Here is a 21,069-nt window from a genome sequence, read left to right as displayed (position 1 = left end):
TATGAGCAAGACGCTGATCGAGATCGCCCGGCAGCTGAAAGACGCCAACAAGAAGGTGCAACTGATCTACGCCTTCAACGGCACGGGTAAGACGCGACTGTCGCGCGAGTTCAAACAGCTGGTCGCACCTAAGGGTGAGGGTGAGGAGGCGGCTGATCCACCAGAGTTGTCGCGCAGCAAAATTCTATACTTCAACGCCTTTACCGAAGACTTGTTCTATTGGGATAACGACTTGGCGCTGGATACGCAGCCCAGATTACGGATCCAGCCCAACTCATTCACGGACTGGCTGCTCGCTATACTCCGGGACCTGGGACAGGACGGCAACATCGTCCGCTATTTCCAGCACTACACTAGTGACAAGCTGACCCCGCATTTCAGCGAGGATTTTTCAGAGGTCACTTTTTCGCTTGAGCGGGGGAATGACGAAACCTCCGGAAACCTCAAGATTTCCAAGGGCGAAGAGAGCAATTTCATCTGGAGCATCTTTTATACGCTACTTGATCAGGTCATTAGCACACGCAATGTGCCAGAGCAGGAAGACCGCGAAACGCGGGAGTTCGATCAGTTGGAATATGTATTCATTGATGACCCGGTGAGTTCGCTGGATGAAAACCATCTCATCGAATTGGCGGTCAATCTATCAGGGCTGATAAAGGCCAGTCCTGCCGATCTGAAGTTCGTCATCACCACCCACAGTCCGCTTTTCTACAACGTGCTGCACAATGAGCTTGACCTCAAAAAAAGTGGCAAGAAAGAGGGCTGCTATTTGCTGAATCGTCTTGAAAACGGCACCTTTGATCTGAGCGTCAAGTATGGCGATTCTAACAAGAGCTTTTCTTATCACCTCCATCTGCGGCAAGTCCTTGACCAAGCGATTGCTTCTGACCAGGTACAACGCTATCACTTCACCCTGCTGCGCAATCTCTACGAGAAAACCGCCAGTTTTCTGGGGTACCCGCAGTGGTCAGAACTTTTGCCTGACGACAAGCTGGCCTACCTGAACCGCATTATTCAATTCACCAGTCACAGCACTCTATCCAACGAGAGCGTCACCGAGCCAACCCTGCAGGAAAAGCAGACGGTCAAATTCCTGCTGGATCACCTGGTGGCCAACTACGGCTATTGGCAACAGGAAGAGGCGCCGGGCGCCTGATCGGGTGACGAGATCTGTTGTCGTGACGTTGGAGAGGAAAAACGCATGAGCGAAATCATCCGCATCAGCGATTACCGACAGGCGCTAGCTACCATCAAGCCGCGCATTCAAAGCTCGCAGAAGGCCGGTGGGTTCAAGCCGGAGAGCATCGGAAAGCTCAATTTCTACCTGTCCGCCGTGGACGACCAGTTGCGTGCCGCAGACTACCAGCCGACCATTGGCCTGATCCTATGCAAAGAAAAGGACAAACTGATGTGAAGTACGCGTTGCGTGATATCCACAAATACATGGGCGTTAGCTCATTCATCACCAAGGACATTCCACTGGTCGTGCAGTCGCAATTGCCCAAAGTGGAAGAAATTGAAAGCGAACTCGCACAGGGACATGTGGAGGCCCCAAGCAATGACTGATTACAAGACCATCGCAGAGTCCAACACCTTCATCGTCCTCGACAGATATGCCAGAGAGTGGAAAGTTGCCGAAAGCTACCAGAGCGAAGGCGATCTGGAGCGCGAGTTCATCCAGGATCTGGTCAACCAGGGCTATGAGCATTCTACCGAGCTGAAGACGATGCCGGCGCTGCTGGCCAATGTGCGCACGCAGCTGCAGGCGCTGAACAGCGTCGAATTTTCCGAATCCGAGTGGGCGCGCTTCGTGGAAAGCTGGCTGGACAAGCCCAGTGACAGCATCCTCGACAAAACCCGCAAGGTTCACGACGACTACGTACATGACTTCGTGTTCGATGACGGGCGCATCCAGAATATCTACCTGCTGGACAAGAAGAACCTGGCCCGCAACAAGATGCAGGTTATCAAGCAGTTCGAGCAAGCGGGTAGCCATGCCAACCGCTACGACGTGACTATTCTGGTCAATGGCCTGCCACTGGTGCAGGTGGAGTTGAAGAAGCGTGGCGTGGCGATCCGCGAAGCCTTCAATCAGGTGCACCGCTACAGCAAGGAGAGCTTCAACACCGAGCATTCGCTGTTCAGGTATCTGCAGCTGTTCGTGATCTCTAATGGCACCGATACGCGCTACTTCGCCAACACCACGCGGCGCAACAAGCACAGTTTCGACTTCACCATGAACTGGGCGCAGGCCGACAACAGTCCGATCAAGGATCTGAAGGACTTCACCGCAACCTTCTTCCAGAAGCGCACCCTGCTCGATGTACTGCTCACCTATTCGGTGTTCGACGTCAGCAACACCCTGCTGGTGATGCGCCCTTACCAGATTGCCGCCACCGAGCGCATTCTGTGGAAGATTCGCAGTGCCAGGCAGGCCAAGCGCTGGAACAGCACCGAGGGCGGCGGTTATATCTGGCACACTACCGGCTCGGGCAAGACGCTGACCAGCTTCAAGGCTGCGCGCCTGGCCACCGAGCTGGAGTTCATCGACAAGGTATTCTTCGTGGTGGATCGCAAGGATCTGGATTACCAGACCATGAAGGAGTACCAGCGTTTTTCACCCGACAGCGTCAATGGCTCGGAGAGCACCGCAGGCCTCAAGCACAACCTGGACAAGGACGACAATAAGATCATCGTCACCACCATCCAGAAGCTCAACAACCTGATGAAGACCGAAGGCGACCTGCCGGTGTACCACCAGCAGGTGGTGTTCATCTTCGACGAGTGCCACCGCAGTCAGTTTGGCGAGGCGCAGAAGAATCTGAAGAAGAAGTTCAAGCGCTTCTATCAGTTCGGCTTCACCGGCACGCCGATCTTCCCAAAAAATGCGCTGGGCGCCGATACAACCGCTAGCGTGTTTGGCCGCGAGCTGCATTCCTATGTGATCACCGATGCCATCCGTGACGAGAAGGTGCTCAAGTTCAAGGTGGACTACAACGATGTCCGTCCACAGTTCAAGGCTCTGGAAGCCGAGCATGACGAGAAGAAGCTCAGCGCTGCGGAGAACCGTCAGGCTTTGCTCCACCCCACGCGCATTCGCGAAATTTCGCAGTACCTGCTCACGCATTTTCGCCAGAAGACCCATCGTTTGCAGGGAGCAAACAAGGGCTTCAACGCCATGTTCGCGGTAAGCAGCGTTGATGCCGCCAAGGCGTACTACGAGATGCTGCAGAAGCTGCAGGAAGGAAGCGACAAGCCTCTGCGCATCGCTACCATCTTCTCATTCGCCCCCAATGAAGAACAGGACGCCATTGGCGACATTGTCGATGAAAGCTTCGAAGTGTCGGCGATGGATAGCACCGCTAAAGAGTTCCTGAGCGCGGCGATTGCTGACTACAACGTGTTGTTCAAAAGTAGTTTCGGCGTGGACAGCAAGGGCTTCCAGAACTATTACCGCGACCTGGCAAAGCGTGTGAAGGATCAGGACATCGACCTGCTGATAGTAGTAGGCATGTTCCTGACCGGCTTCGATGCGCCAACGCTCAACACGCTGTTCGTCGACAAAAACCTGCGCTATCACGGCCTGATCCAGGCCTATTCACGTACCAACCGCATCTTCGATGCCACCAAGACTTTCGGTAATATCGTCACCTTCCGCGATCTGGAGCACGCCACGGTCGACGCCATCACGCTGTTCGGCGACAAGAATACGCGCAACGTGGTGCTGGAAAAAAGTTATAAGGAGTACATGGAGGGCTTCACCGACACGATGACCGGTGAGGCGCGGCGTGGCTTCATGGATGTGGTGACAGAGCTGGAGCAGCGTTTTCCCGACCCGGCCAACATCATCAAGGAATCGGAGAAAAAAGCCTTCGCCAAGTTGTTCGGCGATTACCTGCGCGTGGAAAACGTGCTGCAGAACTACGACGAGTTTGCCGCGCTCAAGGCGCTGCAAACGGTCGATATCAGCGACCCGCAGGCCGTAGAAGCATTTAAGCTTGAACACCACCTGGATGACGAGAAACTTGCCGAGCTGCAGACCATCCGCCTACCTGTCGAGCGCAAGGTTCAGGACTATCGCTCCACCTACAATGACATCCGAGATTGGCTGCGGCGCGAGAAAGCGGGTAACGAAGTAGGCAAGTCCACCATTGACTGGGACGATGTGGTGTTCGAGGTGGACCTGCTCAAGTCCCAGGAAATCAACCTGGATTACATCCTCGAGCTGATCTTTGAGAAGAACAAGAAGGTCAAGGGCAAGGCGGCGCTGGTCGAGGAGATGCGCCGGGTGATTCGCGCCAGCCTGGGGAATCGCGCCAAAGAAAGCCTGGTGGTGGACTTCATCAACCAGACCGAGCTTGATGGGATTGCTGACAAGGCTAGTGTGATCGACGCTTTTTACACTTTTGCCCGATCAGAACAGCTGCGCGAGGCGCAAGAGCTGATCAGCGATGAGGAACTGAATGAGGGGGCAGCTAAACGCTACATCGCCACGTCGCTGAAAAGGGAATTTGCTAGCGATAATGGAACTGAGCTTAATGCCATCTTGCCAAAAATGAGTCCGCTTAATCCGAAGTATCTCCAGAAGAAGCAAGATGTCTTCCAAAAGATCGCCGCTTTTGTTGAAAAATTCAAAGGTGTAGGTGGAAATTTATAATGCAGCAGCAGGGCTAGTATATGTATCGCACCAAGTGCTTTCAGACAGTTTGCCCTGCGCTATGATGCAGCTTGAGTGACAATTCGCCCGAGGCGTTGCTGCCTCGGGATCGACGATGCGTTTATGCCTGCGCTTTTTTAATGGTTGAGTGCGGCCTCGAAAGATTTGGTGAACCCGACAAGGTCACTACCCAAAACCTGACACAGATCACGAAGCTGAACCATATCCAGCCGCCTCACCCCCCTCTCCACATCACTCATGAACGATTGCGGTCTCCCCAGCGCGGCAGAGCACTGGGCCTGGGTCAGGCCTGATTCAACCCTCATGCGCTTTAGCACCTGTAGAAAGATCACATGCTCACGTCGATAGATAGCCTTTGTCATAGCCGTGTCCGGGCAAGGTTCGACTGATCACGCTATATCTGCTTTTGAGATATCTGATTTTCAGTTATTTTGTGCGTGTTCGTTTGGTTTAGGAGGCTGCATGAGACTGGTCTGGGAGTTGTTTCGCGTGGCATGGGCCATCGGGTGTCTGCCGGTGGGTGCGCTTTTGCTAGTCGTGGTGGTTTTTTCTGGCTTCAACCTGCCATTCTTTCTGGGTTTGGCCAGTGGCGAAGAACCTGCAATTCGTTGGCTGTTCTGGGCCTTGGCTCTCTACTTCGTCGGGGGCGGATGGCTGTTCTCCCGTGTCAACCGGAGCTATGCCGCAAAACTGAGGAGAATGGTCGCTGGGTATCAGGCTGAAGGGTTCTTTCCTCAGATCGAGGTGTTCGCGAAGATCAATGACGCCTACGTTGGTGTCGACCTGGAATCGAAAAGATTGCTGGCGTACCCCGTAGGTCAGGACGGACATCTCTTCCGTTTGGATGAGATTCGCTCCTGGCGCATTCTTCCAGTCGGCAAGAGCAACCATCGGTTGGAGCTGTTGACGACCGATTTGGCTATTCCGACGTTCAGCCTCGCGCTTAAAACGGCGGACGTGACCAATACGGAGGCGCGGCTGCATTCAATCTTCAGCACTTAGCTGGATGATGGAGCCTTCACTTAGCTATTCGGAGTGGCCCGATGACCGACGTAACCGCAGGCAGTGTTTGGCAGGTAGATATCGCTCAACCTAACGCCACCATGCGTTTGGCCAATCAAGTGCTGACTTCTGACGATGTTGCCGTCCTATCCACTCTCGGTTTTTCGCTCGCTCACATTCGAGAGCTGAGGCGCAAAGGTGGCTTCAGACCATCTTCCATTGCGCAGAACACACGAATGATCAATTGCCTACAAAAAAGGGAACCTGCACATGCTCATTGACCACATGCCATTGAGAATCGCGTCCGGCGTCCTGGCGACTACGACCATCGAGTCTGTCCTCCGATCCACTTCGTATCATGCATGCGGCTGGCAGATTCTTGACCGCTGGGCGTTTAATTCTCCCGAACAGCTTCGCGCACTTGAAGCGCAGGGAGAGCTACTGCTTTTAGGGCGGTTGCTTGAACAGCAAATCGTCGAGCATGAAGCGCTTATTTCGCCCCTCGGATTGGCGCAGCGGAGGCAAGGGCTTGCAGAGCATGAGGTTCTTGCGCTGTCGGGCATCTCTACCGAGTTGTGAGCCATCGACGGCAGCGCGTTTTACCAAAACTTTCCGGCCATTGGCCGCAGTGGGGTCTCGGGGCTTGCCCTGAGCAGGGACGGTAGGCAAAGCAAAGAAGTGAAACGACTGCCGCGTTGCCGGTTTTACGTACGCCATTCATGGCGGTAGTACAAACCCTACCCTGTCCCAGTTCTTATCCACCAAATGGTTGCAGCCGTTGTGGACGATTTTGGTCAGAAAAGTTGTCTGCACGTAGGTGCTGGATTTCTTAGTCCTTGATCAATCAAAGCATCCTTGGGGAGGGGGCAGAGGAATCGCCCAATGACTCGATAAACACAAGAATCAGACGCCATCGGCCTAACAAAATTGACCATCAAAATATTTTGCGAAGTGAGCGCGGTAATTTTCAGAAAACACCGCAACACGACGCTGTACAAAGCACGGCGTTGGCTGTGATGGTGTCGGTATTGTGAAGTGCGCGTAGTTGCCGTTGGTGACTGTACCTGGATCACTCGGGTAAAGAAGAGAACAACATCTGGGAGCACAGGGAAAGGTAGATCTGGTGATGCTGAGGGAGGCATTCGGTAGGCAAATCTGGATACGTCATCCATATCTGGAGTAAACGCTATGAGTGAAAGCTGGCTGAAGAAAATGTGGTCGCTTGCACTACGACGGAAATCTGTAGACGCGATGAACGGTGGTAAGCCGTTTACCAGGTGCGGAACCCTCATGGTCTATTCGGGAGAGCTCAAGCTGGTACCTGAGCTCATTCCCGAGTCAAAACCTGCCAGACGCTCCACGCTGCCCGATTCAGACTGAGTGCAGCATCTCAGGCGGCTGAACGCATGTCAGCAAAAGTGGAACGCGTTAACTGATACGCACCTTGCATAGCCGGAGCGCAGGGCTAGCGGCTCAGACTACCCTCCTGATCAAACAGAGCTCTGGCAGAAGGGCCATAGGTCGCGATGACATTCTCGATGGTATCCCGGTCGTTGCAGTTCAAGCTGCGGGTCAGGTCAAAGAGGGTGTTACGCTCTGCTTTCCACTGGCTGATTATTTCAACATTCGGTTGGGCTTTCTTCCGCTCGTAGAAAATCGACTCGGAACGGAGCGCTATCAAGCAACCCAAGAGGTCTTGGGCGATTTCCAGTCTATGAGCATCTGATGATTGGATCATCGTTGAGACCTCCTGCTGATCGTTATCATGGCTTGCCGCGTTCCTGGATCTTGTCGGGTCGCGACAAGTAATGGCGTTCCAATTGATATGGTTTTTTCTCTTCTTGTATGAGTGACTCTGTGTCACCTCAAATCAGGTTACGCATGTCACACAGTCACCTGAGATGAGCGCATGCATGCCACCCTGTCACGTGACTGGCGGTCCTGTGTATAACTCATGTTTTGGTCGCCTTACGCTCCCGGATCGAGTTCCGGATAGACAGCAGCTTGGTGTAGATGTCCGGATTGCTCTCGGCCAAATGGTCCAAGTCAGCTTGGCTGATCTGGAAGCCAATGTTGGTCTGGTTCTCGATGATCTGTAGGTTTTCGATGTGAATACCTTGGCCGACTGCCTCCCTGTTGAATAGCATACGTTTCAGCTCCTCAACCGTGCTTTTGATCTGGGCTGGGCGGTACTCCCACTGTGCTTGGCCTCTGGGTCTGCCTTGCGAGTCGCTGATCGCTATTTTTTCCGTGAGCTTATATTCGTTATGTTTACGGGATCGCGTCCTGCTGATGTAGCCTCGGGTTTCAAGCGTTTTGATCTCGCGCATAGCCTGGCGTGGACTGATCCCAGCTTTGCGAGCAATGGTTGGGATTGAAGGAATCGACAGTCCCGTTCTGAGATCGCAGTGGGATTTGATAACGCAGTAAACCGCGAATGCATACGGTCCTAGCTTCGCGAGTTCGTGATCCACCATGGCCTGGAAAATGTGAAACCAATAGGTGTTGGATTTCAATTGATCCTGTGGTTCCTGCCCGGTGGCGACATCAACCGACAATTCAAGCTCACTCATTTCCGAGCCTCCACCTGCGCCTTCTTGGTAGGGCGCCCGACTTTGTGTGGTCCTTCGGTCGAGGCTTGCTTGAGGAGAGGAGCCGATGTGATTGCCCCGGTACGCATCCACTGTCTGAGATCACCTAGCCTCCATCGCAAGCGTGACAGGCCTGGAACTGGCTCAAGCCCCGGCAATTTGCGCTGACGCACGGTCAGAGCGCTGAAGCCTGTCAATGCAGCGACCTCGGCAACGCCAATCAGTACGTCATCTGCTAGCCTCTGAATCTTTTGAATGGTTTCGTAATCGATGCTCATCGTGACTGTCGCTCGGCTGCTATGGAATGCCTCCAGCTTTCGCCATGCGACTACGGATTTACTAGGACACCTTTTTGACAGATGCGCGAATAAGCCAAAGAATGGCTCCATGCAACCACACATTCCCGATGCAGATGTCGACCCAGATGAAGCCTTCCAGCTTGTTTTTCGTGAACTGAAACGTCATGAGGAAACGGGCCGTAGAAACTTTGTTGTTCGCGTCCCCGTGGATCTGCTTGAGTACCTGTTCTCAGCCATTTTGCGCAAGTCAGGGATGTCGCGGGTGGCCCTTGAGCGGCTGCTGACGGAGCTGGGGATTTACGGGTTCAAAGACGCGGACGGCCGGATTCTGCGACGGTATTTGAGCGGCCACACACGTATGGCTTGGCCGACCTATCAGCGTTTGATGCTATGGGCGTTATCAAGCGGCTGGATCAGCATGTGGGCTTTCCGCGATCTGGCTTTCCGGTCGTATGAGCGAGAAGCTGCTCAGCTTTGCGCACGGAAAATAGTGAACACCCTCAAGCGTCGGACGACGCTCCCTGATTTGACCAAGGAGCAGGTTGTCGCGTGCTTCTATGAGGTTTATCAGCTTGGGCAGCGTGAGCGCGATCAGGTTACGGCTACTCGCTTGCGAACCGATTTAGATGCTAGAGAGCTTGTCCTGTCCCTAGATCAGTAATTGCATGGACTTGACCGCCCGCTTGCATTCGATTTGACCAGCATACTTGGTGTCATTGCCCGACTGAATTTGACCCAAAGCTGCCCTTCAGGAAAGTCGGCTGTAGGTCAATTGATGTCGCGCACCGATTCCTGAAAATGGGCAAAAGGTGGCATGGACTCCTTGGTGGCCACGTGCTAGCTTCTCGGCTATTTAGTCCTAAAGTATCGTCAGAAGATAATTCTGATATTCATAAAGAAAGGGAATTTTATGGACAAAATCTGTGGTGTCGAATTGAAGGGTTCCGAAGCAATTATTGTTCTGCTGGAAAAGAATGGCGCAGGGTATCAATATCTTGATATCGAACCTCGTAAAATAAAGCTTGGAGATGACGAGTCTAGTGATCACATTAAGTCATTTTTTGAAACATTTCAAAATTTCGCTAGACAACACGATGTTGACTTAGTGGTGATTAAGAAGCGTGCCCAAAAGGGGACAAGGGCAGGTGGTGCAATCTCCTTTAAGATGGAGTCGCTTATTCAACTCAATGGAATTGCCGAGGTCGGATTTGAAACTGGTCAAGGCATAGCTGCTGCAGAAAGAAAAAAACCATTCAAGCTGCCTGCAGATCTTAATAAATACCAAGAGGATGCATTCAAATCTGCCGTGCTATATATAAGGAAGCTGGGTGCATGAGCGAGATATTGATTGATAATGTCAACGCTCCTCCAAATATTAAGGCGCAACTCAATGCGCTAAGTAAGGACATAAGGTTTACAAGGGAAATAACCAAAGGAGGAAATGGCTATCTTTTCTTCGGTGAAAATAGGATACTTAAAAATGAGATTGCCGTAAAATTTTACTACTGGGGAGGTGATGCAAAATACCACGCAGAACCCAGCACTTTAGCTGCAATTGAGGCGCCTAACATTCTTCAAGTCAAAAATGCTGGGCTGCTTGATGGGGAATGGGCCTACTTCGTGACTCCCCGCTGTCCAAATGGCGACCTTGACGATGTGCTTGAAAAGACAGAGTTCGGCAACCTTCAGGCCGTTGAGCGCACTATGCAGATATTGAACGGCGTAACTCATCTGCACCAACGCCGCTATCTGCACAGAGACTTGAAACCGTCCAACATCTACGCAGGCGAAGATGGTAGATCAATTATCGGTGATTTTGGATCAATTAAGTACATGCCCGAGGGACTTAACTCAATCCCCGCATCTAGCCATGCCGTGCTCTATAGGCCGCCTGAATCTATTGATACGAACTCCTATGGATTTGGGGGGGATATATATCAGTGTGGAATAATTCTTTATCAACTATTGGGTGGTTACTTACCTTATGAGGAAATGGCGTGGCTGAACAAAGCTGAAAAACTCGAATATGGTCGCCAAGCATCCAGAGCCGACAAGTCAATTTTTATTGATACATGTATTCGAGATAAAATCCAAAGAGGAAAAATCTTGGATGTATCCTCACTCCCCTCTTGGGTTCCTGATAATCTTAGAAGAACAATAAGAAAAGCAACTCATATAGATCCAATAAAGAGATATCTATCAGCCTCTTCCTTTCATACACATCTGAATAATATTAAATCTAAGATTCCGGACTGGTCGGTAGTTGGAGGGCAACCGGTGCTTAGAGGCGCCACTTCATTTAGAATATGCAATGACGATGGAAGTCTTTATGTCCAGAAATCCAAGCATGGGGGGGACTGGAGGCGAGACAACTCAATCACAGGTGACAGCATTTCCGAAATCGTTAAGGAAGTTGAAGCGAAGATCTGATCCACTCATATACGACGTCGATGGAACATCCGCTTCTGGCCGAAAGCTGTCTGTCACGAAAGGCGGCTTACGACCCAAAGTTGTCGTTCGTGGCTTAGCGGCAATTGGCTAGTAGGAGTCAGTGAACTAAGCCGCAAATGAGTAGCGTCAAGCTGTCACTGGTTATACGGGCGAACAATCACCGCCATTTAAAAAATCTAAAGTATCACTTGAAATAAATCATATGCAGTTATTAACAACCACGAACTTTACAGCGATTTCTGGACATCGAGAGAGGGGGAGCTGAAGTTTTCTCCATCGCTGCAATTCCAAACGGATGAGCTATCAACTGCCCTTAGACGGCCAGGGGATTGGTAGATGCGAAGGGTATGTCCAGAGAGGCTGGATATCACTAATAATCCGCGCAGCAGATTGCACTGATCCGGGAAACTGGACAACAGTAAGGTTCAATTACACCATAAACACCTGCATTCCTTTAAGTGTTCCAAATTCACTAGGTTGAATTTTTTCGACCATTCGTTCAAGAATGCTAATTAGCTCTTTATTGGTGCTTTTGCTTTCTGGGGAAAGTTTAGAGAGCACGTCATTAAGGTTTCTTGCAAAATCTTCGTGCGACTTTGGAACAGGAAGCTCCCCTTTTGACATTCTAAGAGTAATTTCGTTAATTGACTTTGTTTCGAAGTCAAAAGTTGATTCTGATATTTTATTTTTCTTAAAAAGGTTGTGAAGTTTTCGTCTTGCTTTTTCCCTGCCTCCACTCTTCACACATGCCAAGCACCATTTGTGAAGCAGTCCTGCGTGATATTCGCTATCGATTTTATTGAAGTCAATAAAATTTTCAATAATCTTTATCCGTATTTTTGGAAGAGTGGTGCTCAACAGAGTGGCTCTATCTGGGTGTGAGTTTAGCGGGTTATTTATGAGGTGGTTGATTATTATAAGTGGAAAAAGTTCGAATGCTGCCTGCACTGCTTTTTCTGAGTCGGATTTTGATAGTTTGACGTCAGGGTTATAATGAGAAGCCTTGTCGCCAAGATCTTTAATCATATTCAAGGTGCTAATTATTTTTTCATCAACTTTTCCATTAAGGCTGGAAGTTAAATCCCCAATGGAGAACTTTTTATAGTCGCCTTCAGAAAGCGCCAATTCTTCCGAAAAAAAACTTTAATCATCATTTCGGCAAACCATCTGGCAGTTTGCGTTTTTGCATCATCTGATGAGCTATCAGAAGTTAGATCGTCGGTCCGATGAGTTGCCTGATGAGGGATTAGTCTATCCATTTCAATAACACTCTAAGTGATAACTATAAAAATACACCATAAGCGCACAACTTTCAGGTGGAGAGTGTAACGCTCGAGTTTCTTCTCGCTGCCCTTATTTTTGATAAGTTTCAGTGCTCTGATGAGTATAAGAAAGGCATAGGCCGTGTATGGGCAGCTGCAATTCTTTGATTAACTTTGTAGAAGGCTCCAGTCCAAACACTACCCGATTCATACGGAGCGTGTCTATCGAAAGTGAAGCTCACGGTAATCCGCGGCTCCGCACAGTCACCCGGCCGAGATGCGAGCCGCCCGCCTCAGTGTAGTTCTTTTAAATACAGAGGGCGGGGATCAAACTCAGACTCCGACACTATCTGTACTGATACCGAACGGATTCTAGTGACTACTGCCCTTTACCATAGTCAGCGATGGGGCGAAGGCAGTCATCTGCTACTGACAGCTAATGGCCGACTTCTGACGGTCAAAGACACCCAGTGTGCTGGCCTCATCCTACGCACACGACTGGCCCAGCCGTGTGCAAATGATGCTCCGTCTGTGCGATTGCCAAACCGACCGGTTTGGTCCGATCAGGCCAGCTTCGCAGCCAGCTCCTCCGCAGTAATGTTGTAATACCGCTTCAGCATGTTTACCTCCCGATGCCCCGTCACACTGGCAAGCTCAATCAAATTCGGCAGTTTGGTCGCAAGCCGACAGGTCGCTTCATGCCGCAGATCGTGAAAGCGCAGATTGATCAGGAAGTCTTCCTGAGGCGTGACCTGCGCTACGTCGCAATCTCCCAAGTATTTCAGCCTCGCCCGCTCTAGACCTCGCACAAACGCCTTCTTGAGAGCATCAGCCGTGGTGGGGAAGACTCGCCCGCACAGCGAGCGCGGCAGATCCTTGAGCAACTGAATAGCCTTCGGTGAAAGCGGGACAGTTCTGGGCAGTCCGTTCTTGGTTGCAGGGAGGTGCGCGGTTCTACGTTCCAGGTTCACATGCTTCCAGCGCAGCTCGAAAATCTCGCCACGGCGCATGGCTGTCTCAATCGCCAGTTGGACGATGGGCCGTATCCAAGGATTGTGTGATGCATTGGCGTAGGTCCCATCAGCACGTCGCTCACGAAGCTCTAACGCGCCGAGCATGTATTGCTCTTCTATTGGATCGAGCCGTCGCGAGCGCTCGTCGTTGTAGCTGGGGCGGCTGACCATCCTGACTGGATTCTCGGCCAGAGGAATTCCCCACTCGCGGCGAGCGACCTCAATCACGCATTGAAACAAAGCCAGCTCACGCTTGACCGTGTTGCCCTTACGGATCTTCAGGCGCTCGTCACGGTAGCGGGCAAAATCTGAAGAGGTGAGGGTCGCAACGATGCGTGTCGCCAGCGGATGACGCTTGAGCGCTTCCAGGCGTTTGATTTCCGAATACGCGCCTTTGTGCTTCGGAGCGATCTCGGAGATGTAGCGATCAATGAGTTGATGAAAGGCGGTGCGTTCAGCCTCGACGCGAGAGACAAAAATCCCACGGTCGATTTCGCTTTCGATCATGCGTGCCCAGGCTTGGGCATCGGATTTGGTTTCGAAGGTTTTGCGCTGGGCTGGATAGCCCTTACGGCGAATTTGCGCTTCCCACTGATACTCGCCGCGATTCCTGATTGTTGCCATTTCGACCATTCCCGCCACACTTGAGTGTGGCAAATTTGTGGCAAAAACGACTTTCAGGACTAGGACAGGTTTCTGGCAGTGGAGCTAACCCTTGTAATACAAGGGATAGAAGGTGGTGCACCAGACGGGATTCGAACCCATGACCCCTGCCTTCGGAGGGCAGTACTCTATCCAGCTGAGCTACTGGTGCAGCGCGGGCGCCATGATACTCATCTGGCCCGCGTGCGTCCATGCTGGCGAGCGTCTGTTGTTGATTTCGCACGGTTTTGGCGCTTTAACGCGACGCTGATCAGAATATCTTGCCGTTTGGCAATCGGCCGTTCTTTTTTTCGAACAGACTATTGTCCTTTATAGGTGTAGTCCCTAGGATTCGTTTGAGATTTCAAACGCACCTGTCCGGTCTCCCGCACTTTGGAATTCCAGTGCATTCAGGGCCCCGGTCGATGTTTTCCTGACGCAGCCTCGTTCGAGGCGCCTTTGAACAATCAATAATTCGCTCCGCCGCCGCGCGGTGCTGTTTAGGAGACCGACATGCAGCTCAAAGACTCCACGTTGTTCCGCCAGCAGGCCTATATCAATGGCGCCTGGGCAGATGCCGACGCTGGTCAGACGATCAACGTCAACAACCCGTCGAACAACGAGATTCTGGGCACTGTGCCGAAAATGGGCGCTGCCGAGACGCGCCGAGCCATTGAAGCGGCAGACAAGGCCTTGCCGGCCTGGCGTGCACTGACCGCCAAAGAGCGCTCCAACAAACTGCGCCGCTGGTTTGAACTGATGATCGAGAATCAGGACGACCTCGGCCGCTTGATGACCCTCGAACAAGGCAAGCCGCTGGCTGAGGCCAAAGGCGAGATCACTTACGCTGCATCTTTCATCGAGTGGTTTGCCGAGGAAGCCAAGCGCGTCTACGGCGACGTCATCCCGGGCCACCAGCCAGACAAACGCCTGATCGTGCTCAAGCAACCAATCGGCGTAACCGCAGCGATCACCCCGTGGAACTTCCCTGCCGCGATGATCACCCGCAAGGCTGGCCCGGCGCTGGCTGCCGGCTGCACCATGGTCCTCAAACCGGCTTCGCAAACGCCTTACTCCGCACTCGCTCTGGCTGAACTGGCCCAGCGTGCCGGCATTCCTGCTGGCGTGTTCAACGTTGTGACCGGCAGCGCAGGCGACATTGGTGGCGAGCTGACCAGCAACCCGATCGTGCGCAAATTGTCGTTCACCGGCTCGACCGAAATCGGTCGCCAGTTGATGGCTGAATGCGCCCACGACATCAAAAAGGTTTCGCTGGAGCTGGGCGGCAACGCGCCGTTCATCGTGTTCGACGACGCAGATCTGGATAAGGCCGTCGAAGGGGCCATCATCTCCAAATACCGCAACAACGGTCAGACGTGCGTGTGCGCCAACCGCCTCTATGTTCAGGACTCGGTTTACGACGCGTTCGCTGAAAAACTGAAAGTGGCGGTAGCCAAACTCAAGGTCGGCGATGGTCTGCAAGAAGGCACCACCACAGGTCCGCTGATCGACGAGAAGGCCGTGGCCAAAGTCAAAGAGCACATTGCCGACGCATTGAGCAAAGGCGCTACAGTGCTGAGCGGTGGCAATAGCCTGGAAGGCAACTTCTTCGAGCCGACCATTCTGGTCAACGTCTCCAAAGATGCTGCCGTTGCCAGGGAAGAAACCTTCGGCCCGCTGGCGCCGCTGTTCCGCTTCAAAGATGAAGACGAAGTGATCGCCATGGCCAACGACACCGAGTTTGGTCTGGCATCTTACTTCTATGCTCAGAACATGAGCCGCGTGTTCCGCGTTGCTGAAGCCCTGGAATACGGGATGGTGGGCATCAATACCGGCCTGATCTCCAACGAGGTCGCGCCTTTCGGCGGTATCAAGGCATCCGGGCTGGGCCGTGAAGGCTCCAAGTACGGCATTGAAGATTATCTGGAAATCAAATACCTCTGCCTAAGCGTTTAAGGCACTGGTATTGCAGCCTGCGGGGCGCGAGAGCGACGTCTCGCAGGCTTTTTGCAGCACCCAAACATTTGGTGGCCGGGAGGCCGCGACAGTCGATCATCGTATGCTGCCGCCGTTGACCCCCGCTGCTTCATCCTTGAACCACGCCGCCCGATGAGCGGCGAATGAGGAAATCATGAGCAAAACAAACGCATCCCTGATGAAACGCCGCGAAGCTGCCGTCCCGCGTGGCGTTGGTCAAATTCACCCGATCTTTGCCGACCACGCGAAAAACGCGACCGTGACTGACGTCGAAGGCCGTGAGTTCATCGACTTCGCAGGCGGCATCGCGGTACTCAACACCGGCCACGTGCACCCGAAAATCATCGCCGCCGTGACCGAGCAGCTGAACAAGCTGACTCACACTTGCTTCCAGGTGCTGGCCTACGAGCCGTACGTTGAGCTGTGCGAAAAAATCAACGCCAAGGTACCGGGTGATTTCGACAAGAAAACCCTGCTGGTCACCACCGGTTCCGAAGCGGTAGAAAACGCCGTCAAGATCGCCCGCGCTGCCACTGGCCGTGCCGGCGTGATCGCGTTCACCGGCGCGTACCACGGTCGCACCATGATGACCCTGGGCCTGACCGGCAAAGTCGTGCCGTACTCCGCTGGCATGGGCCTGATGCCAGGCGGCATCTTCCGCGCTATTTACCCGAACGAGCTGCACGGCGTGAGCGTTGACGACTCCATCGCCAGCATCGAGCGCATCTTCAAAAATGACGCCGAGCCACGCGACATCGCGGCAATCATCATCGAGCCGGTCCAGGGCGAAGGCGGCTTCTACGTGGCGCCGAAGGCGTTCATGATTCGTCTGCGTGAACTGTGCGACAAGCACGGCATCCTGTTGATCGCTGACGAAGTACAAACCGGCGCTGGCCGTACCGGCACCTTCTTCGCCATGGAGCAGATGGGCGTCAGCGCTGACCTGACCACCTTCGCCAAATCCATCGCGGGCGGCTTCCCGCTTGCCGGTGTGTGTGGCAAGGCTGAATACATGGACGCCATCGCGCCTGGCGGTTTGGGCGGCACCTACGCGGGCAGCCCGATTGCGTGCGCGGCTGCGTTGGCGGTCATGGAGGTGTTTGAAGAAGAGCACCTGCTGGATCGCTGCAAGGCAGTCGGTGAGCATCTGGTGACCGGCCTGCGCGCCATCCAAGCCAAATACCCGGTGATCGGTGAAGTGCGTGCACTCGGCGCCATGATCGCGCTGGAATGCTTCGAGAACGGCGACACCCACAAGCCAAACGCGGCAGCCGTTGCGCAAGTGGTGGCCAAGGCGCGTGACAAGGGCCTGATCCTGCTGTCGTGCGGTACCTACGGCAACGTATTGCGCGTATTGGTCCCGCTGACCTCGCCCGACGAGCAGTTGGACAAAGGCTTGAAAATCATCGAAGAGTGCTTCGCTGAGATCGCCTGATAACGTCGGGTTGCAATTGATCAAATTGTGACCAAACGGACAAAAAAGACCCGCTTCGGCGGGTTTTTTCGTTTATTGACGTCAGAAACATCGCTTTTGCGTGTTTCCCTGCGTTCTCTTTGACTAAGGTACGCAGAGGAAAGCCGGAGAGTCATGATGACCGTTGCCAAGGCGCTCGATGTAGCCCGAATCCGAATATTGATTGCGGAATCCGACCCCTGGATTCGCGAGATGCTCAGTGAGATGGTCTTGAGTGTGCGTTGCGACGCGCATGTTGAAGTCTGCTCCGACGGCAGCCAGGCCATGCAATGGCTCAAGGGCGCGGTTCCGGACCTGGTCATCGCATCGCGCGAGCTTCCCGGTTTCGATGGCCTGAGTCTGCTGCGCGGGGTTCGGTTTCTGCGCAAACAACCGAATATCCCCTTCATTCTTCTAAGCACCCGCAGCGACAGCACCAGCGTCCGCGAAGCGGTGCAATTGGCGCCGACCGCGTATCTGACCAAGCCGCTGAACATGGACGGCCTGCGCCATCGACTCGAAGGGCTCTTGCTCGAAGGCGGCGCCCAGGTGGCCTGTGAAATCCCGAGCCTGGCACCCGGGACCTTGAATGATTTTCTTGAAAAGCGCCGCGAAGTCGCCGATGGCGCGCCGTTGGTCGTTGACGTGCAGCAGGTGATCAAGAGCAGTCAAGGCGCATGCGGGCTGGACATCAAGCTGCTGGAACAGGCGCTGATGCCTGATCCGCAACTGGTGGCAGGGCTGATTGCAGCGGCGAACAGTGCTGAGCAGCATCTGGGTAAGCCGATTCAGGCGTTGAGCGAGGCGCTGGCCACGCTTGGCGCGACGCAGAGTGCCAACCTGGTTACGGCCATGGCCATGAAGCGCGGGGCAGTGCTTATCGACGCTGCGCTCATCGCGAGGGCTAACGACTTCTGGGGGCTGTCCCAGCGCACCGCCAGTTACGCGCACATGCTCGCAAGCATGCTGGAGCTGGACCGCGAGCGTTGTCACTGCGCGGGCTTGCTGCGCAATCTGGGTGATCTGGCCGTGTTGCGGTGTTTGCAGGAGTGGGCGCTGTCGGGCGGTGTGCTCAATGATGAGCTCATAACCCGTTCGCTCGAAAAATACGCGGCGGCCTTTGGTTCAGCACTGCGCACGCGCTGGCGCTTGCCGCTGGAACTGCGCGAGCTTATCGCCGCGGTGCATCAATACAACACCGGAGTCTTCACCCGCGAAGTGCTGGCCATGAACCTTGCGGGAGAGATGGGGCGGCTGGGTGATGAGCAAAACGCGGTCCAAACGCTGGCAACGTCCAAACCTGCGCGATTATTGAAAGTCGAAGCGTCGGACATTGAGCGGCTTCGCAAGAAGGTAGAGGGGTAGAGCGGGTCGCTGTGCAGCTCAGACCAGCACGATCTGATTCTTGCCTTGGCGCTTGGCTTGATACATCGCAGCATCGGCTCTGGCGAACAGCGCCTCCAGGCTTGGATCGTGGGGGCCCAGATTAGTCAGGCCCTGACTTGCGGTGATCCCGTACGATTTATCTTCGCGCTGGAAACTCAACCGCTGAATCTCTCGCTGCAGGCGTTCGGCGATCTGCTTGGCCATCTCTGGCGCGCATCCTGGAAAAACCGCTGCAAACTCTTCTCCGCCAATACGTCCGAACAGGTCGCCACGGCGCAGCGTACTCCGCCCGCACTCAGCGATTCGTTGCAGCACGATATCGCCTTCCTGATGGCCAAAGGTGTCGTTCACCAGCTTGAAGTCATCCACATCCAGCAGCAGAAATGCCATGGGCGTGCCTTGCAGCCGTGCCTGTTCAAACTCGCGTTGCGCGCATTCGAAGAAGTGACGGCGGTTGCTGCTTTGAGTGAGTACATCGGTGGTGGCGAGCCGCTGCAACTCGTCTTCCAGATGCTTCTTCTCGGTGATGTCTTCGGCGATACCAACCACGATCAAGCGTTGGCCTTGCTCGGCCTGGTGGCTGATGAAGCACTTGTCGCTGAGCCAGCGCACCTGTCCGTCGGCGCGGATGATGCGGTACTCACGGTCCTCGACCGAACCCTTTTCCAGCACTTCGCTCAAACTGCGCTCTGCGTAGTCCAGGTCATCGGGGTAAATGCTGTCGCGCCACTCGCCAAAGTCAGCCAGCAGCAAACCGGCCGAGCGACCGAAGATGCGCTCATAGCCGGGGCTGACGTAGATCATGCGCTGGGTTTGCCAGTCGAACGCCCAAAGCACCGCATTGACGCTCACCAGCAGCGAACTGAACAGCTGTTCGCGTTCGCTAAGGCGTGCCACTTCTGCCTGGGCATGCATGAGCGCCAGCAGCGTTTCGGCTGCTGCGGGGACTTCAATAATGGGGGTCTGGTTGTCCATGAGCACTGCATCTCAATAAAATAAGGTGCGGCGCACAGCCACAACATGCACACAGAATAGTGCGAGAGTGCAGATCAGATCGGACGAATGGGATGAAGTTCCGACCTGCGCGCGCTCCAACAAGCGCGCGCCGATCAACGGCATCAAGCGTGAGACGGACGTAACGAGTAGGTTTTCAGCTGATCGGCAAAGTCGCGCAGCGACTGAATACCGCTTGCTTCGGCCTCATGCACCCAATCCTTGATCGCTGCCAGCATGTCATGCCCGTTGGTGCTGGTCTTGAGCCAGATCTGCTGCAACGCCAAGCGCTTTTCGTAGATCACTGTGAGCGCTTGGCTGTGTTCGAGCATAGTCTGGATACGCAAGTGGTGCTTGGCGTCCAGCAGGCTGGTTTCGCGGGACAACAAGCGTTTGGCGCGATGGAATTGATGACGCACCGACGCATCAGCCTTGGCCAGTTCTTGCGCGACCAGAGGCGCGATTACCAATTTGCGGTATTGGGCCATGATCTGAAAACGGTTATTCAGAATCGCCATCGCGGTGTCCATGTCCACATGGCCTTTGCCCTCGACGCGGTGAGCGATGGGCGCGACCCGCTGTACCTTGGCCAGGCGCAGAAAGCTGAACACCTTGATCCACGCCCAGCCCATGTCGAACTCCCATTTCTTGACCGAAAGCTTGGCCGAGTTGGGGTAGGTGTGGTGATTGTTGTGCAGCTCTTCGCCGCCGATGATGATGCCCCATGGCACCAGATTGGTCGCAGCGTCGCGGCACTCGAAATTGCGATAGCCGACAGCGTGGCCCAGACCATTGACCACACCAGCGGCCCAGAATGGAATCCACATCATCTGGATCGCCCAGACCGTGATGCCGATAACGCCGAACAGCGCCAGATCGATCACACCCATGATCGCGATACCCAGCAGGGGGAAGCGCGAATACAGGTTGCGTTCGATCCAGTCTTCGGGGCAGTTTTTGCCGTAAATACGCAGCGTATCCGGGTTTTCGGCCTCGGCACGGTACAACTCGGCACCTTTGCGCAAGACAGTCGAAAGCCCCTTGATGACCGGGCTGTGCGGGTCATCGACGGTTTCACATTTGGCGTGATGCTTGCGGTGGATAGCGGTCCACTCGCGGGTGTTCTGCGCCGTGGTCAGCCACAGCCAGAAGCGGAAAAAGTGTTTGAGCCCGGCGTTGAGTTCCAGCGAACGGTGGGCTGAGTAGCGATGAAGATAAACCGTGACGCCGATGATGGTGATGTGGGTCATCACCAAAGTAACCGCGACCAGTTGCCAGACAGAAAAGTCGAGCAAACCGTTGTTCCACATAGGCTGAAATAC

Annotated in this window: 18 protein-coding genes, 1 tRNA gene and 1 pseudogene; 12 read left to right on the top strand and 8 right to left on the bottom strand. The window is 54.0% G+C overall.

Annotated features, from left to right (window positions below):
- Window position 1 precedes the first annotated feature (1 nt).
- Genes OYW20_RS25180 through OYW20_RS25165 form a run of 4 tightly spaced genes read left to right on the top strand, consistent with a single transcriptional unit; the run spans window position 2 to window position 4,657 of the window.
- On the top strand, window positions 2-1,156 hold the full coding sequence (locus OYW20_RS25180; RefSeq protein ID WP_268798569.1) for an AAA family ATPase: 1,155 nt from the start codon (window positions 2-4) through the stop codon (window positions 1,154-1,156).
- Window positions 1,157-1,201: 45 nt separating this feature from the next.
- Window positions 1,202-1,414 carry a PDDEXK nuclease domain-containing protein gene (locus OYW20_RS25175; protein ID WP_268798568.1) on the top strand — a complete coding sequence of 71 codons (213 nt, stop codon included), beginning with the start codon at window positions 1,202-1,204 and terminating at the stop codon, window positions 1,412-1,414.
- The gene (locus OYW20_RS25170) at window positions 1,411-1,566 is read left to right on the top strand and encodes a hypothetical protein (protein WP_268798567.1); all 156 of its coding nucleotides are present in this window, start codon (window positions 1,411-1,413) and stop codon (window positions 1,564-1,566) included. The genes OYW20_RS25175 and OYW20_RS25170 overlap by 4 nt, the downstream gene beginning before the upstream one ends.
- Window positions 1,559-4,657: a type I restriction endonuclease subunit R gene (locus tag OYW20_RS25165; protein WP_268798566.1), complete on the top strand. Its 3,099-nt coding sequence runs from the start codon at window positions 1,559-1,561 to the stop codon at window positions 4,655-4,657. The genes OYW20_RS25170 and OYW20_RS25165 overlap by 8 nt, the downstream gene beginning before the upstream one ends.
- Window positions 4,658-4,794: 137 nt before the next feature.
- On the opposite strand, the gene OYW20_RS25160 is transcribed toward OYW20_RS25165, so the two are convergent.
- Complete coding sequence (locus tag OYW20_RS25160; RefSeq protein ID WP_268798565.1) at window positions 4,795-5,040, bottom strand: helix-turn-helix domain-containing protein; 246 nt, start codon at window positions 5,038-5,040, stop codon at window positions 4,795-4,797.
- A gap of 100 nt (window positions 5,041-5,140) precedes the next feature.
- Here OYW20_RS25160 and OYW20_RS25155 point away from each other — a divergent pair, with 100 nt between their 5' ends.
- Together OYW20_RS25155 and OYW20_RS25150 are read left to right on the top strand one after the other, a co-directional pair.
- Window positions 5,141-5,680 carry a hypothetical protein gene (locus OYW20_RS25155; protein WP_268798564.1) on the top strand — a complete coding sequence of 180 codons (540 nt, stop codon included), beginning with the start codon at window positions 5,141-5,143 and terminating at the stop codon, window positions 5,678-5,680.
- Window positions 5,681-5,950: 270 nt separating this feature from the next.
- Window positions 5,951-6,259, top strand: coding sequence for a hypothetical protein (locus tag OYW20_RS25150; protein ID WP_268798563.1), 309 nt, complete (start codon window positions 5,951-5,953; stop codon window positions 6,257-6,259).
- An 886-nt stretch (window positions 6,260-7,145) separates the two neighbouring features.
- On the opposite strand, the gene OYW20_RS25145 is transcribed toward OYW20_RS25150, so the two are convergent.
- Both OYW20_RS25145 and OYW20_RS25140 read right to left on the bottom strand, forming a co-directional pair.
- Window positions 7,146-7,418 carry a hypothetical protein gene (locus OYW20_RS25145; protein WP_268798562.1) on the bottom strand — a complete coding sequence of 91 codons (273 nt, stop codon included), beginning with the start codon at window positions 7,416-7,418 and terminating at the stop codon, window positions 7,146-7,148.
- Window positions 7,419-7,632: 214 nt separating this feature from the next.
- Window positions 7,633-8,253: a helix-turn-helix domain-containing protein gene (locus OYW20_RS25140; RefSeq protein ID WP_055003292.1), complete on the bottom strand. Its 621-nt coding sequence runs from the start codon at window positions 8,251-8,253 to the stop codon at window positions 7,633-7,635.
- Window positions 8,254-8,658: 405 nt separating this feature from the next.
- On the opposite strand from OYW20_RS25140, the gene OYW20_RS25135 reads away from it, so the two are divergent.
- From OYW20_RS25135 to OYW20_RS25125, 3 genes are all read left to right on the top strand, one after another.
- Window positions 8,659-9,231 (top strand): hypothetical protein, encoded by a 573-nt coding sequence (locus OYW20_RS25135; RefSeq protein WP_268798561.1) that lies wholly within the window; start codon window positions 8,659-8,661, stop codon window positions 9,229-9,231.
- 249 nt (window positions 9,232-9,480) lie between these two features.
- Window positions 9,481-9,906: a DUF3010 family protein gene (locus tag OYW20_RS25130; RefSeq protein WP_268798560.1), complete on the top strand. Its 426-nt coding sequence runs from the start codon at window positions 9,481-9,483 to the stop codon at window positions 9,904-9,906.
- Window positions 9,903-11,000: a serine/threonine protein kinase gene (locus OYW20_RS25125; RefSeq protein WP_268798559.1), complete on the top strand. Its 1,098-nt coding sequence runs from the start codon at window positions 9,903-9,905 to the stop codon at window positions 10,998-11,000. Before OYW20_RS25130 ends, OYW20_RS25125 begins: the two co-directional genes overlap by 4 nt.
- Before the next feature lie 450 nt (window positions 11,001-11,450).
- Here the strand turns inward: OYW20_RS25125 and OYW20_RS25120 are convergent, their stop codons facing one another.
- The 3 genes from OYW20_RS25120 to OYW20_RS25110 form a co-directional block, all read right to left on the bottom strand.
- On the bottom strand, window positions 11,451-12,146 hold the full coding sequence (locus OYW20_RS25120; protein WP_268798558.1) for a hypothetical protein: 696 nt from the start codon (window positions 12,144-12,146) through the stop codon (window positions 11,451-11,453).
- Window positions 12,147-12,846: 700 nt separating this feature from the next.
- Entirely contained in the window at window positions 12,847-13,803 is a 957-nt protein-coding gene (locus tag OYW20_RS25115) for a site-specific integrase (RefSeq protein ID WP_268798556.1), read from the bottom strand.
- A 230-nt stretch (window positions 13,804-14,033) separates the two neighbouring features.
- Window positions 14,034-14,110: transfer RNA gene (locus OYW20_RS25110), tRNA-Arg, on the bottom strand.
- A gap of 341 nt (window positions 14,111-14,451) precedes the next feature.
- On the opposite strand from OYW20_RS25110, the gene gabD reads away from it, so the two are divergent.
- The 3 genes and pseudogenes from gabD to OYW20_RS25095 form a co-directional block, all read left to right on the top strand.
- Entirely contained in the window at window positions 14,452-15,894 is a 1,443-nt protein-coding gene (gene gabD, locus OYW20_RS25105) for an NADP-dependent succinate-semialdehyde dehydrogenase (RefSeq protein ID WP_268798555.1), read from the top strand.
- A 175-nt stretch (window positions 15,895-16,069) separates the two neighbouring features.
- Complete coding sequence (gene gabT, locus OYW20_RS25100; RefSeq protein WP_268798554.1) at window positions 16,070-17,350, top strand: 4-aminobutyrate--2-oxoglutarate transaminase; 1,281 nt, start codon at window positions 16,070-16,072, stop codon at window positions 17,348-17,350.
- 153 nt (window positions 17,351-17,503) lie between these two features.
- Window positions 17,504-18,730 (top strand): annotated as a pseudogene (locus tag OYW20_RS25095) (HDOD domain-containing protein); the annotation flags it as partial.
- A gap of 21 nt (window positions 18,731-18,751) precedes the next feature.
- Here the strand turns inward: OYW20_RS25095 and OYW20_RS25090 are convergent.
- Together OYW20_RS25090 and desA are read right to left on the bottom strand one after the other, a co-directional pair.
- Window positions 18,752-19,729, bottom strand: a complete 978-nt coding sequence (locus OYW20_RS25090; protein WP_268798551.1) for a GGDEF domain-containing protein — start codon at window positions 19,727-19,729, stop codon at window positions 18,752-18,754.
- Between the two features lie 143 nt (window positions 19,730-19,872).
- A complete protein-coding gene (gene desA, locus OYW20_RS25085; protein ID WP_268798550.1) occupies window positions 19,873-21,057 on the bottom strand; it encodes a delta-9 fatty acid desaturase DesA in 1,185 nt (394 codons plus the stop codon).
- Window positions 21,058-21,069: the final 12 nt, after the last annotated feature.

The organism is Pseudomonas sp. BSw22131 (genome assembly GCF_026810445.1).
Lineage (GTDB): Bacteria > Pseudomonadota > Gammaproteobacteria > Pseudomonadales > Pseudomonadaceae > Aquipseudomonas > Aquipseudomonas huanghezhanensis.
This window is presented reverse-complemented; position numbering and strand designations above follow the sequence as displayed.